The following is a 25,347-nucleotide window of genomic DNA, read 5'->3' as shown; positions in this document are numbered from 1 at the left end:
ATTAACAATTTCATGCAGTTTTTTTGAAGAAATTAGTCATAGTACAAAAGGGGATTTGAATAAGAAACAGAATTGTGGCGACTTACTTGTATAATGTATTTCGCATGGCTTTCATGAACCCCAAGATGCTGACCATACGGCGTGACCAGCGATAAAATTTCTTGGGATGGCGCAGACCATAAATCAGGGCAATACCAGAGCCAATGGCGAAATAAGGCTTGAAAGCAGCCAAAGTTTGCCAGCCTTTATCATAAGCTTGCGTGGCTTCAAGCCAGCTCCGGCTATAAACAGAGAGTAACTGTCGTTGTTGCTGGATCTCTTTTAACAGCTGCTGTTTTCGCAATTTTCGCTGATGATACCCCGATTTATTCATGATGGTCACCCTCCAGCATTTTTCGGTCAACATTCAACTGTTCTCGGGTTGCGTTAAGAAAGGTCAGTTTTCGGGCTTTTTTTATCGTCCATATTGCACTAAATACGGCGAGGAACAGTAGCGTTCCGGCAGTGATGACCATTGCCGTTATTCGGTAGTCTGGATCGATAGCCCAGAATATCAGCACCAATAGGCACATCAGGCCAAAGCCCGCGAACACTAAGGTAAACCCTACCAGCAGAAGCAGATGTATCAGCGTTGCTGCTCCCTCCTCCAGTTCGACAGCGATGAGTTTGATACGGGTTTCAACCATATGAACGACAATTGCTGCTACTCGTCGTACAGTATCAAATAGCCCTTTTCCAGGGCCTTTCGAGTGAGGGGATTGAGTCATTTCAGCGCCTTGAAAGCAGAACACCCAATACAACGCCAACTGCTGCACCGATACCGATACCAGTCCACGGATTGTCACGGACATAATTATCTGCATGACCGGCAATTTCTTTCGTTTGATCGACTAGTTTATCGTTGGCATCATTGAGGGCATGACGTGCATCTTTCAGCATTTTTTCTGCTTTACTGCGTAATTTCTCCAGTTCAGCCTTCGATTTTTCACCAGAGTCATTAAGGACTTCTTCCAGAGTATCCGCGAGGGATTGTAACTCAGCGCGTAAATCTTCAGAGCTTCTTTTCTGTGGCATTACTTATCTCCTAAAATATACGGTGGATGAATCTCTACCATAGACGCTTTTATAAGGAGTTTAAAGCATGAATAGATGAAAAATTGTCATAATATGCTACGAATTAATCTAAAAAACTGTTTGAAGTGGACGAGAGGGAGCGCTTAATAGATAAGTGAAATGGGCCGGGAGAGTAATGCCCTGTGATATGTTTTTGGTCATATCACAGGGAAAAAGTGGATTGTTATAAAGCCAATTGCTTAAAGTAGATTGTTTTAAAGTAGATGACTTTACAGCCGATTGTTATAGGGAAGAATTATTAGCGCGTTTTTTCCGCCAAACGACGACCAGGCTGCCAATTAAGCCGATGAGCAGTAAGCACAGTGGTAACAGAACCAAAAAATTCATCAGATATTCTTCATACTGGCGGAACAGAGGGCTTTTACCAAGAACATAACCCAGTGTTGTTAGAATAATCACCCACAGGAATCCGCTAAGCCAATTGAATATTTGGAAACGTCCATTTTTTAGCCCGGCAAGGCCTGCCAGTGTTGGTAGCAATGTTCTGACAAAAGCAATGAAACGACCTATCAGTAAGGCGGATAAGCCATGACGATGGAATAGGTTATGTGCACGTTGGTGGTAATGTGCGGGAAGGTGTGACAACCAGCTCTGAACTAATTTCGAATTGCCAAGCCATTTTCCTTGAAGATATCCAACCCAACAGCCAAGGCTTGCTCCGGCGGTAAGAATAACTAAAGTTTCAGGAAAGCTCATGGCTTCTTTTGCAATCAAGACACCAACTAATATCAATAGACTATCACCGGGTAAAAATGCGGCAGGTAATATTCCATTTTCCAGAAATAGGATAGTAAATAACAGGATGTAGATCGCCCATACTAATGATGGATTAGCTAGTGTTTCGTAATCTTGGTGCCAAAGTGCATAAATAAGGTCTGTTACAATTTCCATCAAATGTTCCTAAAACGCGGGTTAAGGATTGCATCTTACTTTTATGGTGCATTTATGGTGAATTTCTATTGGTTGCTTTGAAATACAAAGCATTAAATTCCATTGTCATAAAATGCTCTCGAAATCCCTTCAAGATGGCATAAAGATTGACAGGGACACTTTAACAAAATCAGCAGTAGCGAGACAGAAAATTTTGTTGAGCAATTGAACATTAACTCAATGTAAAAGTAATTCATTCGGATATATCAATTAATTAATTAATCATTTGATGAATTTCCCAAAAATAGCATTAATGGCAATTTATCATGCGAATGGATTAAATTTATCTATCTTTTCAGCTAATCCACCCCTGTTCATTGACTAAATTTGACGAAAAATAATCCCTCCATGCTATTCGTATTAAACAAATAATCTGTGTTTATTTCTGAAAATGGATTTTTTATAATATATTGAATTTATGGATTAATTTTCTATTTTTTATTGTCACATTTATTACGTTATGAATGTATTGCGATGAGAAATTTGCAGTTTCGATCACACAAATGTAACTGAATTGTTATCAATCGTTGTGTTGTCTGTATATTGCAAGGAATTACGCTTTGGCGTTCTCTTAATTTCCCTATACTGGGAAAGTAAACACAAAAACATCAAGCTCAATGAGCCAAAAATATCAAATGGATAGACTATGGAAAAACAACAAAAAGGCTTTGTGTGGTACATTACACAAGGAAGCCTAGTAAAACAAATTCTGCTCGGATTAATACTGGGGATATTACTGGCATGGTTAGCGCCTTCTGCGGCTGAATCGGTTGAACTGCTTGGAACACTTTTTATAGGAGCCTTGAAAGCGGTGGCTCCTGTTTTGGTGTGGATATTGGTCATGTCTTCGATTGCAAACCACAAGATAGGCCAGAAAAGCAATATTCGCCCGATCATCTTCTTGTACATTATCGGAACATTCCTTGCAGCAGTAGTGGCCGTAATTGGCAGTATGCTGTTCCCATCGACGTTGGCGTTGGTGATGAATGATGCTCAAGTATCACCACCGGAAAATATTGTAGAGGTACTGAAAGGGGTATTGATCAATATTGTTGCCAATCCGATCGATGCGATATTGAAAGGGAATTACGTTGGAATTTTGGTGTGGGCAATTGGTTTAGGCATTGCTTTGCGCCATGCTAAAGAATCAACAAAGGCACTGCTTCAAGATTTGTCAGAATCAGTGACACAGATTGTACGTGTCGTTATCCGTCTGGCCCCTATTGGCATTTTCGGGTTGGTTTCTTCAACGATTGCGACAACTGGTTTTACAGCTTTGCTCGATTATGTTCACCTGTTAACCGTCCTGATTGGCTGTATGATTATCGTTGCTCTGATCGTCAATCCACTGATTGTTTTCTGGAAAATCCGTCGTAATCCTTACCCGTTGGTTTTTGAGTGCTTACGCGAAAGTGGTGTAACGGCATTCTTTACCCGCAGCTCAGCCGCTAATATTCCCGTGAATATGTCAATGTGCCGCCGCATGAATCTGGATGAAGATACCTATTCTGTTTCCATTCCGTTGGGTGCAACTGTCAATATGGCTGGTGCTGCGGTAACCATTACTGTATTAACACTGGCGGCAGTGAACACTATGGGCATGTCTGTGGATATTCCTACAGCGATATTGCTGAGCGTAGTTTCAGCCATCGCTGCATGTGGATCGTCTGGGGTCGCGGGTGGTTCATTATTGTTGATCCCACTGGCATGTAGCATGTTTGGTATTTCCAACGAAATCGCTATGCAGGTTATAGCTGTGGGATTTATCATTGGTGTTTTACAGGACTCTGCTGAAACAGGCCTGAATTCATCCACTGATGTACTATTTACTGCTGCGGCTTGTCAGGCAGAAGATGCCCGCATGGCTACTGACCAATTAGCTCAGCGTTAATTATTTGCTGTAATTAAAAAGGTGATAATTGCTCGACGAATTATCACCGTTTTTCTTTGGATTTTTATCCGGATCTGGCTTGTTACACTTTCAACGCCAGTCTGGCCCCCTGATCGATAGCTCTGCGGGCATCCAATTCGGTTGCGACATCTGCACCACCAATCACATGCACACTTTTTCCCATTGCCTGCAACGGCTGGTAGAGTTCTTTCATCGGTTCCTGCCCTGCACAGATAATTACGTTATCTACTTCAAGGCATTGTTGCTCATCATGACGACGGATATGTAGCCCTTGATCATCAATTTTCAGATATTGAACACTATTAAGCATCATTACGCCCCGCATAGACAGGCTGGCTTTATGTATCCAGCCAGTGGTTTTCCCCAAGCCTTCACCGACTTTGGAATCCTTGCGTTGCAGCAGATAAATTCTGCGTGGAGAAGGTTCTACTTGTGCTCCATCTGGCCTTAACCCGCCCCGATATGTAATCGTCTGGTCAATTCCCCACTCATGGCTAAACGCATGACTGCTCAGGCTGGTGCTTTGTCCGCTTTGGCTCAGATACTCAGCGGTATCAAAGCCAATGCCTCCCGCACCGATAATGGCGACGCGTTTTCCGACTTGCCGCTTGTGTTTCAATACATCAAGGTAAGTCAGCACTTTTTCATTATCAATGCCGTCGATATTGGGGGTACGTGGCGTTATCCCTGTCGCGATGACAACTTCATCAAACGATGAAAGCTGGTCGGCAGTGGCAGTATGGTTGAGGCGCAATGCGACACCATTCAATGCTAATTGGCGTTCAAAATAGCGTAAGGTTTCATGGAATTCCTCCTTGCCGGGAATTTGTTTAGCAATATTAAATTGCCCGCCAATTTGATTTTCCCGTTCAAACAGCGTGACATGGTGTCCTCGGCTGGCGGCTGTGACGGCAAAGGATAGTCCCGCAGGCCCTGCGCCGATGACAGCAATGGTTTTGGGGGCTTGGGCGGGGGCAGTAATGAATTCGGTTTCGTGGCAGGCACGTGGGTTGACCAGACAAGACGTCAACTTGCCGACAAAAACTCTGTCCAGACAAGCTTGGTTGCAGCCTATACAGGTATTGATTTCGTCAACGCGGTTCTGTTCGGCTTTCAACACAAATTCGGCATCAGCAAGGAAAGGACGCGCCATGGAAACCATATCGGCGCAACCTTCACTGAGAATTTGTTCGGCCACTTGGGGATCATTAATGCGGTTGGTTGTAATTAAAGGGATGCTGACTTTCCCCATTAATTTCTGAGTGACCCAACTGAACCCGGCTCTGGGCACCATAGTTGCAATCGTTGGGATACGGGCTTCATGCCAGCCGATGCCGGTATTGATGATGGAGGCTCCTGCTTTTTCAATCTCCAGCGCCAGTTGTTCGATCTCTTGCCAATTAGAACCATCTTCTACTAAATCCAGCATGGAAAGACGATAGATGATGATAAAACGCTCTCCCGTGATGGCATGGACGGCTTTGACAATTTCTACAGCAAAACGCATACGGTTTTCTAAGGTTCCACCCCACTTATCCTGCCGATGATTAGTGCGTGTGACCAGAAACTGATTGATCAGATAACCTTCTGAGCCCATGATTTCCACACCATCATAGCCTGCTTGTTGTGCAAGCTGGGCGCAGCGGGCAAAATCTTTGATTGTCTGCTGGATGTCCTCCTCAGACATTTCTTGAGGTATAAAAGGATTAATCGGAGCTTGAATAGCTGAGGGCGCGACAGAGTTTTTCTGATAGCTGTAACGTCCGGTATGCAGGATTTGCAAAGCAATCTTTCCCCCGGCCTGATGTACAGCATCTGTAATAAGCTTGTGGTGGGGTAGGGAATCTTCACTATTCAAGACACTTGTCCCTATGGCGGCAGCGCCTTGTTGGTTTGGTGCGATACCGCCGGTCACAATCAATGCGACGCCACCCGCCGCTCGTTCTGCATAAAATTGAGCTAAACGTTGGGCACCGTCGGGATGTTCTTCAAGCCCTGTATGCATTGAACCCATCAATACACGGTTTTTTAGTATGGTAAAGCCCAAATCCAGTGGTGCAAGCAGGTGAGAGTAGTTGCTCATTGCATTCTCCATCAAATATTTGGTAGCTCAAGAAATATTATTTTTCTCTGTATGGAGCTATATAGCCAAGTGGTCGGATGAGATGATGTTTAAATTTAGACAGTTCCAGCATTATTGGAATCACTTTGTTAATTGATTGTGACAAATATCATGAAATAGAGCATCAATGGCACCTTAATGAAAATCTGTTAAGAATAGAAATGCCTCTTATTTATGATTATTGTATGCTTTTAGCTGTGCATGTTGTAAATGCTCTATTCTATGGTGATATAAATAAAAAATTTAGCATTAAGTATTGTAATAATAGAACATATTAGAAATAAATATGGAGTAAATAAGTATGAGAAAAATAACAGATTGGGTTACGTTGACAGGAAAAAGTGTAACTTTAGTACCTTTGTCGCATGATAGACATGATGAATTTGTTCGCGCCATTGAGGATGGGCAGTTGCATAAACTGTGGTATACCAATGTACCTGATCCTGCAAATATCCATGAGGAAGTTGAGCGCCGTTTAGACCTGCATACTGATGGCAGCATGTTGCCTTTTACTGTTATTGATAATGCAACAGGAATGGCAGTGGGTATGACAGCATACATAAATATTGTTGAGAGTATTCCCAGATTGGAAATAGGTTCTACATGGTATGCGCGTTCTGTCCAACGCACTGCTATCAATACAGAAGCAAAATTTTTATTGTTGCAGTATGCATTTGAGGAACTGGAATGTGTTGCGGTGGAATTGCGCACTCATTTTTTAAATCACCAGAGTCGTAAGGCGATCGAGCGATTGGGGGCAAAACTGGATGGTATTTTGCGTCAACACTTGCGAGCTAAAGATGGTTCATTACGAGATACTTGCGTTTATAGCATTCTTCTCAATGAATGGCCCGCCATTAAAAACCATCTTACATGGTTAATGACGAAGCCACGTTGAGTTACCAATTGGTATTCCTTTCTGACAGGAAATCAGACTATTGTAAGAGATTCCTTGATGCTGTTTTCCAGATCATCCAGTAATTGATAGCGACGGCGATATTCAGCACGTTTTTTGCTGGGAATATCATCCAAAGATTTTCTTTCTATGAATAATGGCAAATGGAAGTCATTATTTTCCTTTCTGATACCACTTAGGGATTCCCAGAAGGAATTATAATCCGCCACCATTTGCTTCTTCTTTTTATGCCAATAACGGATACTACGGTAGATATGAGTCTCGTTACTGACTGCCAAGATTTGCTCACAATTAACATGTTCGGAAAAACGACAAATAGCCTCAATTAACAGGCGCTTGGGAAAAAGTCCATAACATTCTTTAGTTGCGTGGCGGATAATATCCAGAGAATTATCCCCTTTAGCCGGGCCTTGCAGTACACCAATAAATAGTGTTTGTTTGCCATCTATTGTTAATAAAGTAAATGCACATTTAGCCAGAATGACATTTTCTGCAGTAGTAATATATAAAGAGAGTTCACCTTCTTTATTCAGATTATCCAGTGAGTCAATATATATCAAAAATGTTTCATTTTTACCCTGAATGGTTGCCAGTAAATAAGCATGAATATCAAAAATTCTGCTAATAATGGCAGGTTCTAATTGCTTGAATAATAGTTGATAGTGTTCATTTAGAGCATTCACAATTTGTTTGCGCTTAAAATTAATACTTAAGTATGGGCGATGTAATTTGCAAGGCAAACTGGGCTGCTTTTTCAAAATATCCAAATAATGGGGTGTTCTGGCAAGGCCATTCAACAATTTCAATGTAGAAACCGGTGTCAGGATACTGCGTAGTGCAAATTTAGTGCGATTGCTGGAAGAATGCCAGTGCTCCCCTAGAGTAACACGTTTTCCAATAAGATCAGTAAACAGCTTCATACCTGAAGCTGTAGATTGTTGTAAATAATTCATTAATGCTTAAACTCAATAGAAATAAAAATACTTATAAAAACGCCATTATATCATTTAACTATCAAGTTCCACTCAGTCGTTTACAAAATATTCCATTACTTTAAATTTATTTATTTTTTTGTATTAAAGAATCTTATTTTGTTGTCATTTTGGCAGAATCGTTTTGTTATTCATTCCCTGAAAAGCCGCAGAATGTTGAAAGTCATTCTGAGGCTTTCAACGATGATTGAAGTGTTTCTGGAATAGGATATATTGGCTGAATGAATTTCAGGCCAGCTTCATATGTAATAAAGGAAATGGATTCCCTTGTCCATCAAGCTCTGAGCGGGAAAAAACCTGAAATCCCATATGTTGGTAGAAGCCGACGCCTTGTGTATTTTGTTCGTTTACATCCAATTCATTGATCTGTAATTCTTTAATGGCAAATTTCAGTAACATCTTGCCGATCCCTGTTCCCCGCGCTTGTGGTGCAATAAACAACATTTCTACTCGATATTGATCAGTACTGATAAATCCCACGATATTATCTTGCCCCTCTACAGCCTTATAAACAGTGAGATTAGGCAGATAATCGTTAAGGATTTGCGGGCGTAAAACTTCAATCATGGCTTTGGGCAAGAAATTATGAGTTGCAAGTACCGAGGCTTCCCAAATCTGAATCAGTGTCGAAAAATCAGTTTTGGTGGCTTGCTGTATTTGCATTTAATACCTCCCCATTTTTCTATCGTTTTCAATTTCAGATTGGACATTTTTGCGGCTATCTTACAGTAAAAATGATGTAATGCAACTTTGAGAGCATATGTTCAATCATTGTCAATGATATTGATATGGTTGCATTGTTTGGTTTTTAGGGGAAAGAAATCCAGCTTAAAACAAACAAAAAACAGTATGGAAGAATCTACATGTGGATTAGTGGAATAAAAGCAAAAAGCACCACAGGTTGCGGTGCTTTCATGCAAATTAAGATTATTTAGCAACTAACTTGCCAATACACGCTCTTTGCGGCCCAAGCTTGCCAGCAGCATATAAATTGCAGTAACCAATAAGACAATGAAAAAGAAACTCATCAGCCCATTATGCTGAGCTTGAAAGTAGTGCTGTAGCATAAAATGCCCCGCTCCCAGTGGCCCGATAGAGGAACCAATACTGTAACTTAATAACATGACCTGACTTGCCGCTACAATATAGGACGAATCCAGCTTGTCACAAGCAAGAGTAATTGCAATGGGATACAGCGCAAAAGATGACATACCTAAAAGTGCCAGTGCCACTATCATTACAATATAATGTTCAAAGAGATACATTATTCCTACAGCGAATACACCCAGTAATGACACTATTGCCAATAGAAAAGTTTTGCTCATGATGACGGACAGCTTACTGATAATCGGCTGTATGACCATTCCGCCCAGAATAATGGATGCCATCAATACACCGACTTGATCGGCATTGAAATCACTTTGGCTTAACGATAAAGGCATCAAGCCATAGATAGTGCCCATAACAATGCCGGATGTTATACAGCCAACGATCGCTGGCTTACTGAATTCAGTGATTTTTCTCAGCGATATACTCTGGTGATGGAGCGCGGGAGGTTGTCCATGACGCACGAATAATGGAGGCAAAATAGCGACAAACAGCAGCGCCGAAATCACCATAAAGGGGATCATCCCCTGAGTGCCGATAGACCCAATCAATAACTGCCCTAAAGTTGTTCCACCGTAAAGGGAAGTCATATAGAAGCTCAGGCGTTTGGCGCGTTCTTTGGGATTATCACCAATTAACAACCAAGATTCGACCACGACAAAAACACCAGCAACGGCCACGCCGGCAATACACCGAACAACTAACCAGATTTCTTTATTTGGAAAAAAAGGTAATACAATTACTGTTGCTGATAAGAGCAACAAAAAAACAATAAATGAAAGACGGTGACCTATCTTGGCAATAACAGGCTCAATCATCATTGAACCTATTAATAGACCGATATAATAAGCACTGGCTAACCAACTGGCATAAATTGTATCAATGCTGAAACTTGCCATCGACAGAGGAATTAAGCTCATTAGGTAACCAGAAGCAATTGCAAAAACAGTCAAGCCGGCGACAGGTACAAATGCACTGTCATTCTTGCGCAGCAGTTTCACTACTGTCGTCTCCACATAAAAAATCAGTCAGAAATGCGCTGCTTCTCATCAAGATTTTGCCGAATGGCAGCCACGATATATGCCAAGGACTGGAATATATCTTGGTGATTTAAGCAGTAATTCACTCAATAACCTTGAGTGGTGCGGACTATAGTCTTTTCTCACAAAGAGATACAACGAGAAAAACTGATACTCATGAATGAAAAGATTTATGGAAAAAGGGCATATACGAAACAATTCCCATTAGAATTTTTTTTTGTAGTTGGAGTAGAAAGAAGCCTGATGTATCAGCGACATTACATTCCATATTAAGAAAGATTAAATGAATTCAGGGGTAAAATACGCAAAAAGTCAAAATCTCCAAAATATAAATCTATTGGGAATGAGTAGGATGCGCGTATTAAAAATTTTTTGCCCTGAATGTGGCGCTAAAGCGGTCATTAGTAAAACCAATCGGAAGCACCATGAAATTGCCGATCTTTACTGTGCGTGCGCTGATATTGAATGTGGTTACCGATTTGTCATGAATTTGACTTTTTCACACACATTAAGCCCCAGTGCCAAAAATGGCGATAAATTGCTGCGGACTATGGTGAATAACCTCAATCCGCAACAACGTCAGGAGGCATTGGCCTTATTGAAAGCTGATTCTGTTGCTTAATGAAGCTACTTTCGAACTTTTCATTATTCATAGAATTTACTTGTAAAATTAATGTTTGTTTTTTGTTGAAAAATTTAAGATTGGTACTATACTTTTAAAACGAAATAGGCCTATATCATTCATCTTGAATTATATCGGATATAAGCTATCGCTTTTGGTAGCTTATTTAGAATATACCCGTCGTCTTTCAAGTTGCCTCTTTGTTGGCTGCGCTCACTCACCCCGGTCACATAGTTATCTATGCTCCCGGGGATTCGTTCCCTTGCCGCCGCGATGCACCTTAAAATCCATTGGGTATAAACCATAATGATAAACAAACTGATAAATAACACCAAATTTATACTGAGAAAAATTTCTTTATTAATAACATCACTAATAAAAATTAAAAGTATTTATTACCATCAGGAATAAAGATGTGTAATTATTCTCTGGTAATGGATAATTAGAAATAATGTTTAAGTATTAAATTAATTTTTCTCGTTTTATAAAATCGGGGGATATTATGAAAAAACCATTATCTACTGAATCAGAATCTTCTCTGCTTGTTGAAAAAGGGCTGAAAATTATCGAGTCTTTATCTGAAGCAACAGCAGATAAGTTAAAGCACAAAACGACAGATGATTCGATCATAAATTTATCTGAATCCAATATAAAAATATATAAGGCTCGTTTGGCCTTAAAAAGTTACTTTCTTTACTTTACATGTAATCTATATGTTGATGGTGCGAAAACTTTTTACGGGCATGCAGGAGGATTAGGATCTCCGGGGCTAGGAGAATTTTCCGGTGAGTTTTATTTTGGTTTGGATGATATTAATTTAATTTATCAGGAAGCAAAAGCCTTTGTTGCAATTACAACACCTATAACTGTGTCTATAGCTTTTATAAATTCATCTTTAGCGAAAGTGGCACAGTTTAACGGAACCGGATTAGGAACGATATCTTCCACAATATCAGGTGGTGGTTATTGGGAATAGATTTAATACATGGGTGTTGAACGGAAGGAGTAAAATATCTCTGTTTAATCCACAACTAGGTGTGAAAACGCTTTGGCAAAGGATTGCCACCCGTTTACGAATAGAGATGGCTTTATTATCTGTAGCTTTTACCCGTAATAATTAAAATTATTTATTACTATCTGGAATAAAGATGCGTAATTATTCTCTGGTAATAGATAATTATAAATAATATTCAAGTGTTAAATTAATATTATGTGGTTATAGTATTTAGACCAGGGGAATATTATGAATAATAGCTCAAATGATGAATCAAAACGTTTTTTATCTGTTGAGCAAAGATTAGAAGTTATAGAATCTTTATCTGAATTATTAACCGGAAAATTAGATCAAGAAGTCATTGATGATGCACGAAAAAAAATATTGGAAAAAAGAGCCATAAGCCTTAAAGCCAAATTAACTATAACCAGTTTTATCTTTTACCATAAGCATTTTTTAGAAATTGACGATCATAAGGAATTTTCCGGGACATCTGGTGGAGCGACATCACTGGGTCTTGGAGTATATTTCGGTAATTTTTATACAGATGATATTGATAAAGTATATGCGGAGGGGCTTGACTTTACTACAATTACCACAGCTTTTGCTGGAACTATGCAAATTTGGAGTATAAAAAATAGAAAATTGTTGGGACATTTTGAAGGGTTAGGAGCAGGAACGACACTTGGCGTAAGTGGTGGTTCTGGTTATTGGAGATGAAAATGGTCTTACAATGAAAAAATCTCATTTTATTTCTATCCTTAAACCACCTCTTTGAGAGGTGGTTTTTATTTCTATTTAAACAAAATAAGGTGAGACGAAATATTTTAATTCTGATGAATTCGGTTATCGAGCAATATCCGAATTCATCAGAATTAAACCATTCGCAGAGTTTTATTAGATCCGCAATAATGCGCTTGATTCGAACGGAAGAGATTAATTATCTCAGTCTAATCCACGATTAGGCGTGAAAACGCTTCGGCAAGGGATTGCTACCCGTTATGAGTTAAAGCGGATTTTTACCTGTAATAATGAAAGGATTGAAACTGACAGCGGTATGCATGATATGAGCAAATTACAGCAATTAACGACATTTTTACGGGAAAATTTGCCAGCAGAGTCTATTGGTAAAACGGAATTTACTAGTGATATGGGGAAAATCCGCTTTATTCAGGCTCAACGGGATTTAGGTCTGGGGCAATACCAGATGTTTATCCAAAAGTATGAAGCGGTGATTTCATGGGAAAACTTCCCTTACAGGGAGCAAGATCCCCGATATATTCCGCTGCTAATAGATGCGTGGCTGACAGAGCAAAACGATGAATTAGGGAGTGCTAATCAGGGACAGGAACGTCCAACCATGACGGTCAAAGCGAATAAAGAAACCGCTGTCGTTGTGGTGTCGTTATCACTGTCAGAACCCGTAATTATGCGTGAGGATAAAAATGGTATTGTCCCCTTTGATGGTAAGCGCTGGCTGTTGGCTCCCCCTGAAATCTGGTTTGCTGAAAACAGTATTGTGCATTACATGGATGAATCAGGCACAGCCGTTGAACAGATCCAATAATGATCAATGGGCAGTCAAAGCAGAATGGCTCAAGGAATGGCAAAACGCATCTTGCAACCTTGAGCGACTGAAAACATAAATAAAGGAATAAATTATGTGGCCACATGTTCAGGTTAACCAAATTAACCAATTACAGGGCGAAACAAAGGAAATTGAGCGGGTATTGCTCTTTGTTGGTACGGGAAAAACCAACGTAGGTAAAACTTTCTCCGTGAATACCCAGACGGATTTTGATTCCGTATTGGGTGCAGCGGATACCACTCTGAAGCGCAACGTACTGGCGGCGATGGCAAACGCAGGGCAAAACTGGTCTGGCTATGTCCACGTCTTGCCAGAATCGGCAGATGAACTGGCTTTTGTCGAGGCGGTGACAGCAGCACAGCATATTGCCAGTGTTGAAGGTTATGTGCTGACGAACGGTGCAACGAAATCCGTTATCAAAGCAGCACAAACCTTGCGGGCAAATATCATTGCCAAATTTGGTCGTTGGCAGTGGGCTATTCTCGCTGTTAATGGTACACAGCAGAAAGAAACTTGGGCGGATTATGTCTCTCGTCTGGCTGAATTGCAAAAGGGCGAAGCGGTTGCTTCGGTGCAACTAGCACCGTCTCTGTGGGGCAACGAAGCGGGGGTATTGGCGGGTCGTTTGTGTAACCGTGCCGTAACCGTGGCAGACAGCCCGGCACGAGTCCAGACAGGGCCGTTAATGGATTTGGGTTCGACGGATTTTCCGCTTGATGGTGAAGGAAAGTCAATTGATTTGGCAACACTACAGGCATTGGAAAAACTGCGTTTCAGTGTTCCTATGTGGTATCCCGATTATGACGGCATGTATTGGTCAGATGGCCGCACATTGGATGTGGAAGGCGGGGATTACCAGAGCATCGAAAATTTGCGTGTTGTAGATAAAGTTGCGCGCCGTGTACGCTTGCAGGCTATCGCTAAAATCGCTAATCGCAGTCTGAACAGTACGCCGGGCAGCATTGCAACGCATCAGGCTTACTTTGCCCGTACTTTGCGTGAAATGTCCCGCAGTACCGAAATTAACGGTGTGACATTCCCCGGTGAAGTGAAATCGCCTGAAGATGGTGACATTGCTATTACATGGCGCAATAAAAACACGGTAGAAATTTATATCACCATTCGCACCTATGAATGCCCGAAAGGGATCACGGCGAGTTTACTGCTGGATTTAGGAGGAAACTAAATGAGCCAGCGTATTTCCGGCCAATCGGTCGATTTTAATATGGATGGAGATCTGGTTCATGCTGAAAAGGTCAATCTGTCCATTACTGACAATACTGCTGCGGCCCAAACACAGGGCGTACCGGACGGTTATATTTCCGGTGATGTTGCGGCAGAGGGCGAAATTGAACTCAGCACCAAATATCTGGATATTGTCACTGCCAAAGCACGTGCGTCGGGTTCATGGCGAGGCATTCAGCCTGTTGATTTGATGTGGTACGCCAAAGCAGGCAATGAAGAAATGAAAGTCGAGGCTTATGGCTGCAAACTGATCCTCAGCGATATTCTGGATGTTGATCCGAAAGGTGGAAGCGTGATGACACACAAGGTTAAATTTGTGGTCACTTCCCCGGATTTTGTACGTATCAATGGTATTCCATATCTGGAAGCAGAGTTAACCCGCAATCTGATTGGCTAAACTGATTAGCTAAATCTTGTGGGCACGGAAGAACATAAGAAGTCATTAGTTGTATGAATATTATTATATACATGCACTGGGGCGACTTATGACATCAGGGATGATGTTTATCTAAAGCAATATAATCTAAGACAATCTAATAAATGGATTAAGTTAAATAAAGGAATTAAATCATGAGTAAAGAAAATAAAATTGTCAGTTTAATTGTTGCGGGTGATGAAATTAAATTCGAGCCAAATATTGTTGCTTATAACAATATGATTAATGATATGACAATGGACAATAAAATTGTACCAATTGTCACTTATTTACGTCGTATCGTTCAACCCACATCTAAATCTGCTCTTGATGAATTATTGCAGATTCCGGGTGCGGCAATGCAATTGGTTGAGAAAATTAACTCTGAATATGCACCAAAGCTGGAAATTGAAATAAAAAACTAAATGCACGGGTTAAGGCTATTGACAATAGCTTATTTGAACAAGCCTTAACTTTGCGTCGTCATTATTTACCAAATGAAAATGATGAAACGGAAAATTTAGCCCGTGCAATTTGGTTGGATAATCGATACTGGGAATATACACGCATTGCCACTGCAAATGGAATTGCATTGGCATTAAAAGGTGAGCCATGAGTCATCCAGGTTTTATACACAGACTAATCAGTGAAATTACACGACCTATTGCCAGTGTAAAAACGGAACTTAGTCAACTTGCTGAACAGTCACAAAAGGCATTTGGCAAAATTTCAGCGGGTGGGCAAACAATCGCTGATTCGTTCTGGTCAACTCATGGCTTCCTTGAGCCAGCCATTCAAATGGATGAAGCCCTGAAATCAGCTTCATTACAGGGAATTGATAGTGGAGTCATGGCAAAAATTGCCAAAGACTCAATGACCTTCAGCTCACAGTATGGCAAGTCCGCCATCGAATTTGTGAAATCAGCGGCGGAAATTAACAAAGCAGTACAAGGGCTGGAGCAAACAGAATTACCTCAGATGACCAAGATTGCCAACACTACTGCTGTCGCTCTGAAAGCCAGTGCGTCGGATGCGGCTGGCTATATGGGGACAATGTTTGATCTGTTTTCCGATCACGCTCAGTCTGTAGGAAATATCCAGTTTGCTGAGGAGCTATCAGGTAAGGCCGTTTTTATGGCGCAAACTTTCGGCACCAGTATGCCGGAAATTACGCAACTGTTGAAAAATTCCCGCAAAGCAGGAACGAACTTCGGTGTGGGGATTGATGAACAACTGGCGGTATTGGGGGAATTGCAGAATTCATTGGGAACGGATTCTAGCCGTGCTTATGAAAACTTCCTATCGGTCGCGCCCAAAGGAGCGAAAAGTCTGGGATTGAGTTTCGTTAATACATCCGGTCAAATGCTTTCCATGCCGGAAATGCTGGAAAAATTACAGGCCAAATATGGCAAGAGCATTGACGGTAACCTTAAGGCGCAAGCGGAGATCGAAGCTGCATTTGGTGGTTCTGCTGTGGTGGTTAAGGCACTCTTCAACAATGTTGATTCGTTAAGAGAGAACATCACGGCGCTGGGTGCGAATGATGGGATGGAGCGTACCCGTAAAATGGCCGCACAAATGGCAGATCCGTGGGAACGATTACAGGCCATTTGGGAGAACCTTCAGATTCTGGTGGGTTCAGCATTATTGCCTGTTATCAAACCCTTGGTCAACCGACTCGCCGATACCAGCCAAATATTAGTACGTTGGATGGAACTGTTTCCCAATATTGCGCGCTGGATTGGTTATATCACGCTTGGGATTATGAACTTTGCTGTCGTGGGAGCAATGGCCAATATTGTGATGGGGATATCCAAATTTATCCTGATTGCTCTGAGGGGGATTTGGATAGGTTTTACCTTGATCATGAAATTGGGAACAGCAGCAATATGGTTGTATAGAACGGCTATCATTGCATTTAATGCTGCACTGAGAATATTACGCAGCACATTGCTGGTTATCCGTATGGCGGCAATTTTAGCGGGTATTTCATTCAGCTTTATGACCTGGCCTGTCTTGCTGATTATTGCTGCTATCGCGTTGCTGGCCGTGGGCATTTACCTGCTGATTAAGCATTGGGATACCATCAAAGCCGCCATTATGGATACCACAGCCTTTAAGGTTATCGCGGCCTGTGTGAAATGGGTTGGCGAGATCTTTGGTGCAGTCTTTGCGTGGATTGGTGAAGCGTGGGACAACCTGTGTCACTGGTTCAGCAACTTTTCACTGGCGGATACCTTTTCCAACATGGTGGACAGTGTCAGTAATTTTTTCAGTGGATTATGGGATTGGCTGAAAGAATCCTTCGCTGGCGTTTATAACGGCATTGTCGAGACGTTAAATCAGATTCCGGGTGTCAACATCGAAACGATGGCGATCCAGAAAATGGTAGTTGAACCCGCAACAAACGCCCCCGTGCCCAATGTCAGCATGGCGGAAAATACCCAGAAATTGATGACCCAGCCGAAGGGAATTTTGCAGGGACAATCCCAAGTCATGATGCAATCGGTTAAAGCCATCACCCCGCCTGAAAGTGAAGGCGTATTAACGGGCGGGAAAATGCAGGGGATCGGCAGGCAGGGACTGATGAAAGACGTCACAACAAATTCACAGACCCTCACGGATAACAGCCGCCGTATTGAAAGCGTAACGCTGAATATTTCCAATGGCATAACGCCGGATCAATTAATGGAATGGGAGCACGTGGCTTATGGATAAGCCTAAATATATTGATTTATTAATTAGTGAGCGTGACTTCACGCTCAATTCAGGAAATGAACCGCAATTCTGTAATAACCGTATCTCTATTGGACAAGATTGTGTTCACGCAATTATTGAAAGTGGATTAGCAATGAATTTAATTGCCGAACGCAGTCCGACATTACGGGCCGACATTCATACCCAGATAGTGATATTGGTTGAAAATGATGAACGGATTATTCCAGGGACGGTCAGCATCAATGAAGAAGCGCGGACTAAATTATGGATCACGGCTGAAACCTACGATTTTGGTCGTATTAATGTGAGCGTAGGCAATGGAAACTAAACCGACGATTGATTATGAAAAGGTGCTGCGTGACAGTGGGATGCCGACCACGGAAACCGAGATCAGCGCCGCTTTTGCCAAAGTTGTGGATGAGTCAGGACTTATAACCAACACTTCGCAGATGTCCCCGTTCTGGCGGCTGATTAACACCATTGTCACGCGACCCGTGTTGTGGCTGAAAGAAGCATTAATCAACGTGACACTAAAGAATATGTATCTGGCGACCGCATCAGGTTCATGGCTGGATATGTTTGCCTGGGGCGTGAACCTGAAACGCAAGCCCGCCTCTGCCGCGCAGGGTGTTATTCGCTTCTATAAGGCAGCGGGCGCCTCCGCCGTGACCGTGCCAGCCGGAACGGTGATCCAGACTGAACGTATTAACGGTGAAATCTACCGCGTCAGCACCACGGAAAGCGCGGTGATGGCTGAGGGTGTGTCCAGTGCCTTACTGCCTGTGAGAGCAGAAGCCGCAGGCGGCGCATTTAACCTTGCCCCCGGCTACTTTCGACTTCTGCCCGTGGCGGTATCCGGTATTGCGCGGGTGCAGAATGAAGAAGGCTGGCTGTTAACGCCCGGTGCGGATGCGGAATCCGATGATGATTTGCGTGACCGTTGCCGCAACCAATATAACCTGGTCGGTAACTATCATACCGATGCGGTTTACCGCGGCATGATTGCGGCGGTGGCGGGCTTAAGCATTGACCGCATCTTCTTTCTGCATGATGCGCCCCGTGGGGCAGGCACGGCCAATGCGTATCTGTTGCTGGATTCGGGGGTGATTAGCCAGCCGTTTATTGAGGCGGTCAACGATTACATCACTAATCAGGGCCATCACGGGCATGGCGATGATATGCAGTGCCTGCCGATGCCGGAAACCCAGCATGATTTATCAGTCACGCTGTTTGTGGTCAGTCTGGCGAACTACCGTCAGGAGCAGATAGCCACCCTGAAACGGGATGTGGAGAACCTGATCCGCTGTGCGTTCCGGGAAAACAGCCAGTATCCGGTGAAAAAAACATGGCCCTACTCGCGCTTTTCCTTTTCCAACTTAGGGCGGGAAATCCACCGTGAATTCAGTGCGATTGAATCCCTGACTTTTTCACTGGGGGATATTCTCAGTGACTTAAGTGTGCCGAGACTGAAAACGCTCTCCGTGGAGGTGAAGAATGGCTGAGTTTACGGAACGCCTTAAGCGGCTGGCTCTGCCCTCATGGATGGATAAGGGCGAACCCGCCAAACTGCTCAGTGCAGCGCGGACATTCTGGGCACAGGTTTACGACTGGCTGACATGGCCGCTGGCCCAACTGGATGCGGAAACCTGTACCGAGCCGCTGTTATCGGTATTGGCCTATCAGCGGGATATCCAGCGCTTTAATGGCGAACCGCTGCCGTTGTTCCGCAAGCGGGTGAAGTACGCGTTTATCAACGCCAAAGATGCAGGCAGCATCGCCGGATTTATTGCCATCTTTGAACGGCTGGGTGTGGGCTATGTGGAATTGCTGGAGCGCCAGCCAGACATTGACTGGGATGTGATTATCCTGCGCCTCAGTGACGGCCAGATAGCGGCAAACCCCGATTTGTTGATGAATATCATCCGTCAGTATGGCCGCACCTGCCGCCGTTATCGGTTTGAAGTGATCGCCAAAAATCAGTTGCTGATGCGGGTAGGCAGTATCGGTGCGGATTATTGCGCTTATGCCGCTGCCATTCCGACCCAACTATTATTATTAAAAGTGGGGCATATCGCAGGCGTTGCCGTCTGTGACAGTGCCAGCCTCAAGGAAAGCACCGCACCGAACGTAACTTACGGTGCGTCATTATAAGGAAATAGTATGTCTTCAGTAATAACGACAGACTTTGAAAAGTGGAAGGCGCAACAGGTTGCCGCAGGTAAGCCCGTGGTGCTGGATGAGTTTGTTTTTGCCAATGTACCGAACCTTGATCCGTCGAAAGAGTTCGGCCGCAGTGAAAAACAACCCGCTCAAAACCAAATCGTTCACCGTCAGGCGGTCAACAAAACCGGACTCGCCAGTGAGCATGCCGTGGCTTACAGCGTCACATTGGGTACAGAAGTGGGTAACTTTGATTTTAACTGGATTGGCCTGATAAATAAGGCCTCCGGTGTGACTGGCATGATCACCCATGCGCCCATTCAAAAGAAAATCAAGACCGAAGGCGGCTTGCAGGGCAATGTCCTGACCCGCTCTTTCCTGCTGGAATTTGACGGTGCAGCAAAAGAAACGGCTATCACCACCACGGCAGAAACATGGCAGATTGATTTTACCGCCCGTTTGATAGGTATGGATGAAATGCAGCGTTTGATCAATACCGACAGTTACGGGGAAGCCGCTTTTTTTGGGGATAGCTTTGCTGTGGTGCGTCAGGGCGAACAGTATGTTGTGAAAAAAGGGCTGGCTTATGTGGGCGGCTTGCGCGGGGTACTGGAATTTGACCAGACCTTAAACAGCCTGCGCAATACCCGTGTGTATGCGGATTTTAGCTATCAGGGGAATTTGGTCAGTCAGTGGAAAACAGCCGTTAAAATTGCGACGGCAAATGATCTGCGAAATTATCTGGATGCGGCAGGCTACCCGCATTATGTGTTTGCCATTGCGCAGATTGATGGAAATGGCAACGTTACTGATTTACGCAAGAGAGGCACATTGAGCGATCGTGATATTGCTGACCTGCAAAAAGAATTGAACAAGGTTAAGCAGGACTATGCGACGAAATCAGCATTATCCAGCGGATTAAATGAGAAGCAACCGAAAGGCGATTATGCCACACGGCAGGACGTACAAAATGGCTTAGCCGAGAAACAACCAAAGGGCGACTATGCTACTAATACGGCATTGAATGTGGTTAGTGATAATGCCAATGGGCGTTTGTCCAAAGCACAAAACGGCGCGGATATTCCCAATAAATCTGAGTTTGTTCGGCAACTGGGTTTGTCAAAAACAGTAGAAAAAGCAGAAAATGCGGTTCCGACTACCCGGAAAATAAACAATAAGCCATTAACGGGTGATATCACACTGAATGCAACAGATGTGAACGCATTTCCACAAACTCAAGATTTGTCCCAATTCCCTGATAGAAGTTACGTTGGGCCATTCTCATGCGGTCAGGAATACGGGTGGGCAAAAGGGATCTGTATTGGCAATCAACAAGACGATGTTGGGCAAATCTGGATCGATGTTGACGCAGTTTTGCATACCCAATTCTTGAATAACAATGGTGGTCGTAGTGAACAATCCATTATTGGTGTACCCATTGGCGCAACGATTGAATGGCAATCTGAAGCTGCAATACCTTACGGATTTGTGGAAAATAATGGGCGGGAGTTTAACAAATCTCGATACCCTGATTTATTAAAAGTATTTCCCAGTGGACGATTACCTGATGACAGAGGATTATTTAAACGCGGATTAGACACCATGGGGGGGATCAGCCGAGGACTCGATCCGGGGCGTAAACTGGGTACTGAACAAGGTGATGCGATACGAAATATTACGGGTGGTTTTGGTTCACCCACAATAGAAAGGGGGGGGTATGGTAATGGTGCGTTTGCGTCAACGTTTAAAGATGGCGGCCGTTCTTCGGGAAGCGGCGGTGGTTCAATCACATTCACCTTTGATGCGTCACGCGTTGTCCCAACAGCAAACGAAAACCGACCCATTAACAAGGCAGTGATTTATATTACAAGGATATTCTAATGGCAAAATACACAACAAATATTCCGATGGCGGAATTTGATGATAATGGGCTGGCAATTGACGCGGGCTGGGTAGAGGTTTATCATTGTCATGCCCAGACCCGTGAGTTTTTGGGCAAATCGTATGATAGTGTACCCGTCGGTTTTTCCATCGTTTCAGATGCCTATTTGGATGAACCGGAATTACCTGATGCGGAAGATATCGCGGTGATCCGTTCACCGGATGAAACCTGCTGGCTACAGGTGCCCGATTATCGTGGCAAAAAGGCCTACCATATCAAAACCCAAGCACCACAGCGGGTGCAGAAAATCGGGGAACTCGCCATTGACCTGACCTTGCTTGAACCCAATACCCCGTTTGATAAATGGGAGGGTAAAAAGTGGGTGACAGATACGATGGCAAAACAGCGCCATGATAGGCAACAGGCCGAAAAACAACGAGAAGAATTGCGCGAGCAGGCAGAGAAAATCATCACTCCACTACAGTATGCTATTGATACAGGGCTGGCGACAGAAACCGAAGAACACGCGCTGGTGGCATGGAAAAAATATTTGGTGACCTTGATCCGCCTTGACGTGTCCGATGTCACTCACATTATCTGGCCGGAACGTCCTGATGTGGCAGCGTAAGATATTACAACTGTCCCCGGATTTATCGGGGATATCCGCCGCCATTGTGCCCGTTCATCCGTTTATTTACGGTATCGGGCAGCAGACTGACAGTGGCAGCTATTTAAGCCCGACCAATGCCATTGACACACTGGCGACTAAACTTACGGGTGCAGGCGATATCAACAGCCTGATACTGATGGTCTGTGCCAAAACCCATGCTGAATTTATGCAACACCTCACGCAATTTTCATCGGTGTTGCCACTGCCTGCGTTTGCACAGGTCAAACGCATGGCAAAAACAGCGGACAGTCTGGTCATTACCAAAATGCAACTGCCGGGCAAGCTGGGCGGCGGGCTACCTCCGCCGCAACCCTTATCAACCGCAACCAGCCGTCTGGCGGTCAATGCGCAACTGATCGCCAAAGCCAAAGCACAGGCCAGCGCGGGCAGCAGTATTGCCGGGTTAAAATCCCAGTTAACCGCGTTTACCTCTGCCCGACAATCTGCGTTGCAGCAAATCACCGATGCCATGAGTGGGTTGGCGGGAAAATCTGCCACTGTCTGGGCGTTCTCTGGGAAAGGGAACGGCGCACATGTGGCGGAAAAATTACGCAAGAACATTCCCGAACCGGACGCGGTTTACACGCTGGCGATCCTGTTTGTCGGGGATGATATCCGCCCATTAGAAAGGATGCTACATGAGCCAAATTATCACCCTCGCCCTTGATGGCGAGGCCATCCCGTTAAAAAGCCTGACCGTGACCCCGTCCATGATGTTTCAGGATCAAGACCAAAGCGGCCAGTCATCCAGTACCGCAGTAGCCGAGCAGGGCATTAAGCCAAAAGAATTGCGTATCACGGGCATTATTCCCTTTACCGAACAAAAGACGCTGTCCCGCCTGTTTGCATTGGCGGAAGCGAAAGACAATGGCAACCTGAAACGCTACCGCGTCGCCAACCTGACCGCACAGGCCATCAATTTTCGCATCGGAACATTTACGGGCACGATTGATGCCAGCAAGGTAGACGGTAAGCAGGCATGGCAGGTCACCTTTACCTTAAGGGAGCATTTATCGGTATCTGAAAAACGGGATGCCCGCGTTGCTGGCAATGTTCAGGCCAAAAAACAGACAGCGCAGGGCGGTGGCACAGCCAAGGAAACGCCGGAGGAATTAAGCTGGTTTGAGCGTAATGTATTGAAGCCGATTAATGATTGGATAGGGCCTGCCAAATAATGACACCGATTAACCGACTTCATCTTTCCGGTGATGAGATCCATTTGGTGGATGCCAATATCATGCTGGAACTGTCATCTTGCGGCCGGGGCTTTATCACGGCAGAGACGACCACCGATTACACCGGGAAACTGGTGCGCCTCGATGTGGGCTATACCGATTTGGTGCTGCGCTGGTTTACGGGTTATGTGGAACGCTCACAGCCCGCCCAGAACGGCTATCAGCGCCTGTTTGTGCGTGAGCTGGTTGGCGTCTTTGATCGCCCGTGGCCGTGTTCGTTTCAGCACCCGACGTTACGCCAGATAGTGAACTGGTTGCAGGAACACAGCGGCCTGACGTTCACGCTACCGGATGCCCCTTATACTGATAAACCCATCCCGCACTATACCCATAACGGCACGGGCTACCAGTTATTGGGGAGTCTGGGGCAGCTTTTTGCCATTGAGGACTATATCTGGCACCAGTTGCCGGATGGTTCGGTGTATGTCGGCAGTTGGGTGCATTCGCTGTTTGCCGGAAAGCCCGTCGCCATCCCCACTGAATTCAGCCAAAGCCAATCTGCGGGCAATGCGATGACGATTCCGATGATCCAATCCCTGCGTCCCGGCGTGGTGGTCAATCAGCAGCGGCTGACCAAGGTCAACCTGTTGAATGAAAACATGAGTATCACATGGCAGCCGAAAGGCCAGACGGCGAATAAAACCCCCGCCCAGCGCCAGATTGATGCGGCCTACCCTGAATTATCCGCCGGGCTGCATCTGCCTAAACTGGCCCGGATTGAAGCCCATACGGAAAACACGGTCAGTGGCGATATTTCTGACCCGTTCCGCCCGCGCTATGCGGTGGATGTGCAATTGCTGGATGATAACGGCAAAGACGCAGCCGCCCCGGTTTATCGCGCCGTGCCGCTGCCTCTGCCGATGGCGGGCAGTGAATCGGGCATGTTCCAGTACCCGCCCATTGGCACCGTGGTTGAAATCGCGTTTGAGGGCGGGCGACCCGATAAGCCCTTTATCCGCCAGACCTTAAGTCAGGGCAACACCCTGCCGGATATCAAGCCCGGTGAACAGTTGCAGCAGCAGCGGGCGGAAGTCTCGCAGCGCGTGACGCAGGAGGGGAGCTGGATACGCCAGACTGACCAGACCATTAACGAATCGTCCATGCACCGCGAAATCAAGGCAGATACGGAAACGCGCACGGTGGTGGCACGGGAAACCACGGTACAGGCGACGGATAAAATCACGGTCTTGGGAACGTCTGCGCTATTGGCGGGCGCTGTCCAGCAAATCGCCGAGGGTGACTACAGCGTGGCGACTTCATCAAATTTTGTTGCCAGTGTGGGGAAAGAGGCCAATATTGACGTCGGCCAAAAGCTGATAGAGAAAATTGGCCTGCTTAAGCAGAGCATCGCCGGAGTCAAACAGGAAATCGTCGCCCCTGTGGTCTGGGTGGGCAGCCAGCAAATTAATGTCATGACCCTGATGTTAGACACGCTGGATGTGGTCAGGGAACTGGCGGAACTGACCGCCGCCCATACCCATCACAACACAGGTACACCGGAGAACGCCAGCGCGATAAGGAACACGGCGTATCAATCCGATGGGCTGAAACAGAAGTATTCGCCTGTGATTGGTTAATATGGTTGTATAATAATTGCACATAATACATTGATACACTTTGCATTAGGTTGTGGGCTGTATTCGTTATAATTGCCTAATGGTATAG

Annotated in this window: 27 protein-coding genes; 19 read left to right on the top strand and 8 right to left on the bottom strand. The window is 44.5% G+C overall.

Annotation, left to right across the window (positions count from 1 at the left end; all coding sequences use genetic code 11):
- Positions 1–82 precede the first annotated feature (82 nt).
- The 4 genes from PSI23_RS07625 to PSI23_RS07610 form a co-directional block, all read right to left on the bottom strand.
- Positions 83–373 carry a YqjK-like family protein gene (locus PSI23_RS07625; protein WP_273554522.1) on the bottom strand — a complete coding sequence of 97 codons (291 nt, stop codon included), beginning with the start codon at positions 371–373 and terminating at the stop codon, positions 83–85.
- On the bottom strand, positions 366–767 hold the full coding sequence (locus PSI23_RS07620) for a phage holin family protein (protein WP_273554521.1): 402 nt from the start codon (positions 765–767) through the stop codon (positions 366–368). The genes PSI23_RS07625 and PSI23_RS07620 overlap by 8 nt, the downstream gene beginning before the upstream one ends.
- A 1-nt stretch (position 768) precedes the next feature.
- On the bottom strand, positions 769–1,074 hold the full coding sequence (locus PSI23_RS07615) for an ElaB/YgaM/YqjD family protein (protein WP_273554520.1): 306 nt from the start codon (positions 1,072–1,074) through the stop codon (positions 769–771).
- A gap of 282 nt (positions 1,075–1,356) precedes the next feature.
- The gene (locus PSI23_RS07610) at positions 1,357–2,025 is read right to left on the bottom strand and encodes a DedA family protein (protein WP_273554519.1); all 669 of its coding nucleotides are present in this window, start codon (positions 2,023–2,025) and stop codon (positions 1,357–1,359) included.
- Between the two features lie 685 nt (positions 2,026–2,710).
- Here PSI23_RS07610 and sstT point away from each other — a divergent pair.
- Positions 2,711–3,955: a serine/threonine transporter SstT gene (gene sstT / locus PSI23_RS07605; protein WP_273554518.1), complete on the top strand. Its 1,245-nt coding sequence runs from the start codon at positions 2,711–2,713 to the stop codon at positions 3,953–3,955.
- Between the two features lie 82 nt (positions 3,956–4,037).
- Here the strand turns inward: sstT and PSI23_RS07600 are convergent, their stop codons facing one another.
- Positions 4,038–6,059, bottom strand: a complete 2,022-nt coding sequence (locus tag PSI23_RS07600) for an oxidoreductase (RefSeq protein WP_273554517.1) — start codon at positions 6,057–6,059, stop codon at positions 4,038–4,040.
- 340 nt (positions 6,060–6,399) lie between these two features.
- On the opposite strand from PSI23_RS07600, the gene PSI23_RS07595 reads away from it, so the two are divergent.
- Positions 6,400–6,996, top strand: coding sequence for a GNAT family N-acetyltransferase (locus PSI23_RS07595; RefSeq protein ID WP_273554516.1), 597 nt, complete (start codon positions 6,400–6,402; stop codon positions 6,994–6,996).
- 32 nt (positions 6,997–7,028) lie between these two features.
- On the opposite strand, the gene PSI23_RS07590 is transcribed toward PSI23_RS07595, so the two are convergent.
- From PSI23_RS07590 to PSI23_RS07580, 3 genes are all read right to left on the bottom strand, one after another.
- The gene (locus tag PSI23_RS07590; RefSeq protein ID WP_273554515.1) at positions 7,029–7,967 is read right to left on the bottom strand and encodes a VirK/YbjX family protein; all 939 of its coding nucleotides are present in this window, start codon (positions 7,965–7,967) and stop codon (positions 7,029–7,031) included.
- Positions 7,968–8,234: 267 nt separating this feature from the next.
- Entirely contained in the window at positions 8,235–8,669 is a 435-nt protein-coding gene (locus PSI23_RS07585) for an acetyltransferase (protein ID WP_273554514.1), read from the bottom strand.
- 275 nt (positions 8,670–8,944) lie between these two features.
- On the bottom strand, positions 8,945–10,114 hold the full coding sequence (locus PSI23_RS07580) for an MFS transporter (RefSeq protein ID WP_273554513.1): 1,170 nt from the start codon (positions 10,112–10,114) through the stop codon (positions 8,945–8,947).
- 391 nt (positions 10,115–10,505) lie between these two features.
- Here PSI23_RS07580 and PSI23_RS07575 point away from each other — a divergent pair, with 391 nt between their 5' ends.
- The 17 genes from PSI23_RS07575 to PSI23_RS07495 all read left to right on the top strand — a co-directional run bounded on the left by PSI23_RS07575 (position 10,506) and on the right by PSI23_RS07495 (position 25,259).
- Complete coding sequence (locus PSI23_RS07575) at positions 10,506–10,775, top strand: Ogr/Delta-like zinc finger protein (RefSeq protein ID WP_273554512.1); 270 nt, start codon at positions 10,506–10,508, stop codon at positions 10,773–10,775.
- Positions 10,776–11,277: 502 nt separating this feature from the next.
- Positions 11,278–11,751, top strand: coding sequence for a VapA/VapB family virulence-associated protein (locus PSI23_RS07570; RefSeq protein ID WP_273554511.1), 474 nt, complete (start codon positions 11,278–11,280; stop codon positions 11,749–11,751).
- A gap of 267 nt (positions 11,752–12,018) precedes the next feature.
- Positions 12,019–12,489, top strand: coding sequence for a VapA/VapB family virulence-associated protein (locus tag PSI23_RS07565; protein WP_273554510.1), 471 nt, complete (start codon positions 12,019–12,021; stop codon positions 12,487–12,489).
- Between the two features lie 247 nt (positions 12,490–12,736).
- A complete protein-coding gene (locus PSI23_RS07560) occupies positions 12,737–13,336 on the top strand; it encodes a phage tail protein (protein ID WP_273554509.1) in 600 nt (199 codons plus the stop codon).
- Between the two features lie 91 nt (positions 13,337–13,427).
- Positions 13,428–14,543, top strand: a complete 1,116-nt coding sequence (locus PSI23_RS07555) for a DUF2586 domain-containing protein (RefSeq protein WP_273554574.1) — start codon at positions 13,428–13,430, stop codon at positions 14,541–14,543.
- Entirely contained in the window at positions 14,544–14,999 is a 456-nt protein-coding gene (locus tag PSI23_RS07550) for a DUF2597 family protein (RefSeq protein ID WP_273554508.1), read from the top strand.
- Between the two features lie 173 nt (positions 15,000–15,172).
- A complete protein-coding gene (locus PSI23_RS07545) occupies positions 15,173–15,442 on the top strand; it encodes a putative phage tail assembly chaperone (RefSeq protein WP_273554507.1) in 270 nt (89 codons plus the stop codon).
- Positions 15,443–15,492: 50 nt separating this feature from the next.
- The gene (locus PSI23_RS07540) at positions 15,493–15,633 is read left to right on the top strand and encodes a DUF6890 family protein (RefSeq protein ID WP_273554506.1); all 141 of its coding nucleotides are present in this window, start codon (positions 15,493–15,495) and stop codon (positions 15,631–15,633) included.
- A complete protein-coding gene (locus tag PSI23_RS07535) occupies positions 15,630–17,735 on the top strand; it encodes a phage tail tape measure protein (protein ID WP_273554505.1) in 2,106 nt (701 codons plus the stop codon). The genes PSI23_RS07540 and PSI23_RS07535 overlap by 4 nt, the downstream gene beginning before the upstream one ends.
- Positions 17,728–18,063, top strand: coding sequence for a DUF2590 family protein (locus tag PSI23_RS07530; RefSeq protein ID WP_273554504.1), 336 nt, complete (start codon positions 17,728–17,730; stop codon positions 18,061–18,063). Before PSI23_RS07535 ends, PSI23_RS07530 begins: the two co-directional genes overlap by 8 nt.
- Complete coding sequence (locus PSI23_RS07525) at positions 18,053–19,237, top strand: baseplate J/gp47 family protein (RefSeq protein WP_273554503.1); 1,185 nt, start codon at positions 18,053–18,055, stop codon at positions 19,235–19,237. The genes PSI23_RS07530 and PSI23_RS07525 overlap by 11 nt, the downstream gene beginning before the upstream one ends.
- Entirely contained in the window at positions 19,230–19,886 is a 657-nt protein-coding gene (locus PSI23_RS07520; RefSeq protein WP_273554502.1) for a phage tail protein, read from the top strand. The genes PSI23_RS07525 and PSI23_RS07520 overlap by 8 nt, the downstream gene beginning before the upstream one ends.
- Positions 19,887–19,895: 9 nt before the next feature.
- Entirely contained in the window at positions 19,896–21,776 is a 1,881-nt protein-coding gene (locus PSI23_RS07515) for a phage tail-collar fiber domain-containing protein (RefSeq protein ID WP_273554501.1), read from the top strand.
- On the top strand, positions 21,776–22,405 hold the full coding sequence (locus tag PSI23_RS07510) for a tail fiber assembly protein (RefSeq protein WP_273554500.1): 630 nt from the start codon (positions 21,776–21,778) through the stop codon (positions 22,403–22,405). Before PSI23_RS07515 ends, PSI23_RS07510 begins: the two co-directional genes overlap by 1 nt.
- The gene (locus PSI23_RS07505) at positions 22,389–23,114 is read left to right on the top strand and encodes a hypothetical protein (protein WP_273554573.1); all 726 of its coding nucleotides are present in this window, start codon (positions 22,389–22,391) and stop codon (positions 23,112–23,114) included. The genes PSI23_RS07510 and PSI23_RS07505 overlap by 17 nt, the downstream gene beginning before the upstream one ends.
- Complete coding sequence (locus tag PSI23_RS07500) at positions 23,086–23,622, top strand: baseplate complex protein (protein ID WP_273554499.1); 537 nt, start codon at positions 23,086–23,088, stop codon at positions 23,620–23,622. Before PSI23_RS07505 ends, PSI23_RS07500 begins: the two co-directional genes overlap by 29 nt.
- Complete coding sequence (locus PSI23_RS07495) at positions 23,622–25,259, top strand: hypothetical protein (protein WP_273554498.1); 1,638 nt, start codon at positions 23,622–23,624, stop codon at positions 25,257–25,259. Before PSI23_RS07500 ends, PSI23_RS07495 begins: the two co-directional genes overlap by 1 nt.
- Positions 25,260–25,347: the final 88 nt, after the last annotated feature.

This window comes from Xenorhabdus yunnanensis (assembly GCF_028598805.1).
Lineage (GTDB): Bacteria > Pseudomonadota > Gammaproteobacteria > Enterobacterales > Enterobacteriaceae > Xenorhabdus > Xenorhabdus yunnanensis.
Note: the sequence above shows the minus strand (reverse complement) of the source record. Positions and strands in the feature narration are given on the sequence as shown.

What these genes read in the sequence shown, in the direction of transcription:
- PSI23_RS07550 (WP_273554508.1), top strand. Translation starts at nt 14,544, where the DNA reads ATGAGCCAGCGTATTTCCGGCCAATCGGTCGATTTTAATATGGATGGA.
- PSI23_RS07590 (WP_273554515.1), bottom strand. Translation starts at nt 7,967, where the DNA reads ATGAATTATTTACAACAATCTACAGCTTCAGGTATGAAGCTGTTTACT.
- PSI23_RS07510 (WP_273554500.1), top strand. Translation starts at nt 21,776, where the DNA reads ATGGCAAAATACACAACAAATATTCCGATGGCGGAATTTGATGATAAT.
- PSI23_RS07545 (WP_273554507.1), top strand. Translation starts at nt 15,173, where the DNA reads ATGAGTAAAGAAAATAAAATTGTCAGTTTAATTGTTGCGGGTGATGAA.
- PSI23_RS07585 (WP_273554514.1), bottom strand. Translation starts at nt 8,669, where the DNA reads ATGCAAATACAGCAAGCCACCAAAACTGATTTTTCGACACTGATTCAG.
- PSI23_RS07625 (WP_273554522.1), bottom strand. Translation starts at nt 373, where the DNA reads ATGAATAAATCGGGGTATCATCAGCGAAAATTGCGAAAACAGCAGCTG.
- PSI23_RS07570 (WP_273554511.1), top strand. Translation starts at nt 11,278, where the DNA reads ATGAAAAAACCATTATCTACTGAATCAGAATCTTCTCTGCTTGTTGAA.
- PSI23_RS07610 (WP_273554519.1), bottom strand. Translation starts at nt 2,025, where the DNA reads ATGGAAATTGTAACAGACCTTATTTATGCACTTTGGCACCAAGATTAC.
- PSI23_RS07515 (WP_273554501.1), top strand. Translation starts at nt 19,896, where the DNA reads ATGTCTTCAGTAATAACGACAGACTTTGAAAAGTGGAAGGCGCAACAG.
- PSI23_RS07520 (WP_273554502.1), top strand. Translation starts at nt 19,230, where the DNA reads ATGGCTGAGTTTACGGAACGCCTTAAGCGGCTGGCTCTGCCCTCATGG.
- PSI23_RS07620 (WP_273554521.1), bottom strand. Translation starts at nt 767, where the DNA reads ATGACTCAATCCCCTCACTCGAAAGGCCCTGGAAAAGGGCTATTTGAT.
- PSI23_RS07600 (WP_273554517.1), bottom strand. Translation starts at nt 6,059, where the DNA reads ATGAGCAACTACTCTCACCTGCTTGCACCACTGGATTTGGGCTTTACC.
- PSI23_RS07615 (WP_273554520.1), bottom strand. Translation starts at nt 1,074, where the DNA reads ATGCCACAGAAAAGAAGCTCTGAAGATTTACGCGCTGAGTTACAATCC.
- PSI23_RS07500 (WP_273554499.1), top strand. Translation starts at nt 23,086, where the DNA reads ATGAGCCAAATTATCACCCTCGCCCTTGATGGCGAGGCCATCCCGTTA.
- PSI23_RS07575 (WP_273554512.1), top strand. Translation starts at nt 10,506, where the DNA reads ATGCGCGTATTAAAAATTTTTTGCCCTGAATGTGGCGCTAAAGCGGTC.
- PSI23_RS07595 (WP_273554516.1), top strand. Translation starts at nt 6,400, where the DNA reads ATGAGAAAAATAACAGATTGGGTTACGTTGACAGGAAAAAGTGTAACT.
- PSI23_RS07535 (WP_273554505.1), top strand. Translation starts at nt 15,630, where the DNA reads ATGAGTCATCCAGGTTTTATACACAGACTAATCAGTGAAATTACACGA.
- PSI23_RS07525 (WP_273554503.1), top strand. Translation starts at nt 18,053, where the DNA reads ATGGAAACTAAACCGACGATTGATTATGAAAAGGTGCTGCGTGACAGT.
- PSI23_RS07530 (WP_273554504.1), top strand. Translation starts at nt 17,728, where the DNA reads ATGGATAAGCCTAAATATATTGATTTATTAATTAGTGAGCGTGACTTC.
- PSI23_RS07565 (WP_273554510.1), top strand. Translation starts at nt 12,019, where the DNA reads ATGAATAATAGCTCAAATGATGAATCAAAACGTTTTTTATCTGTTGAG.
- PSI23_RS07495 (WP_273554498.1), top strand. Translation starts at nt 23,622, where the DNA reads ATGACACCGATTAACCGACTTCATCTTTCCGGTGATGAGATCCATTTG.
- sstT (WP_273554518.1), top strand. Translation starts at nt 2,711, where the DNA reads ATGGAAAAACAACAAAAAGGCTTTGTGTGGTACATTACACAAGGAAGC.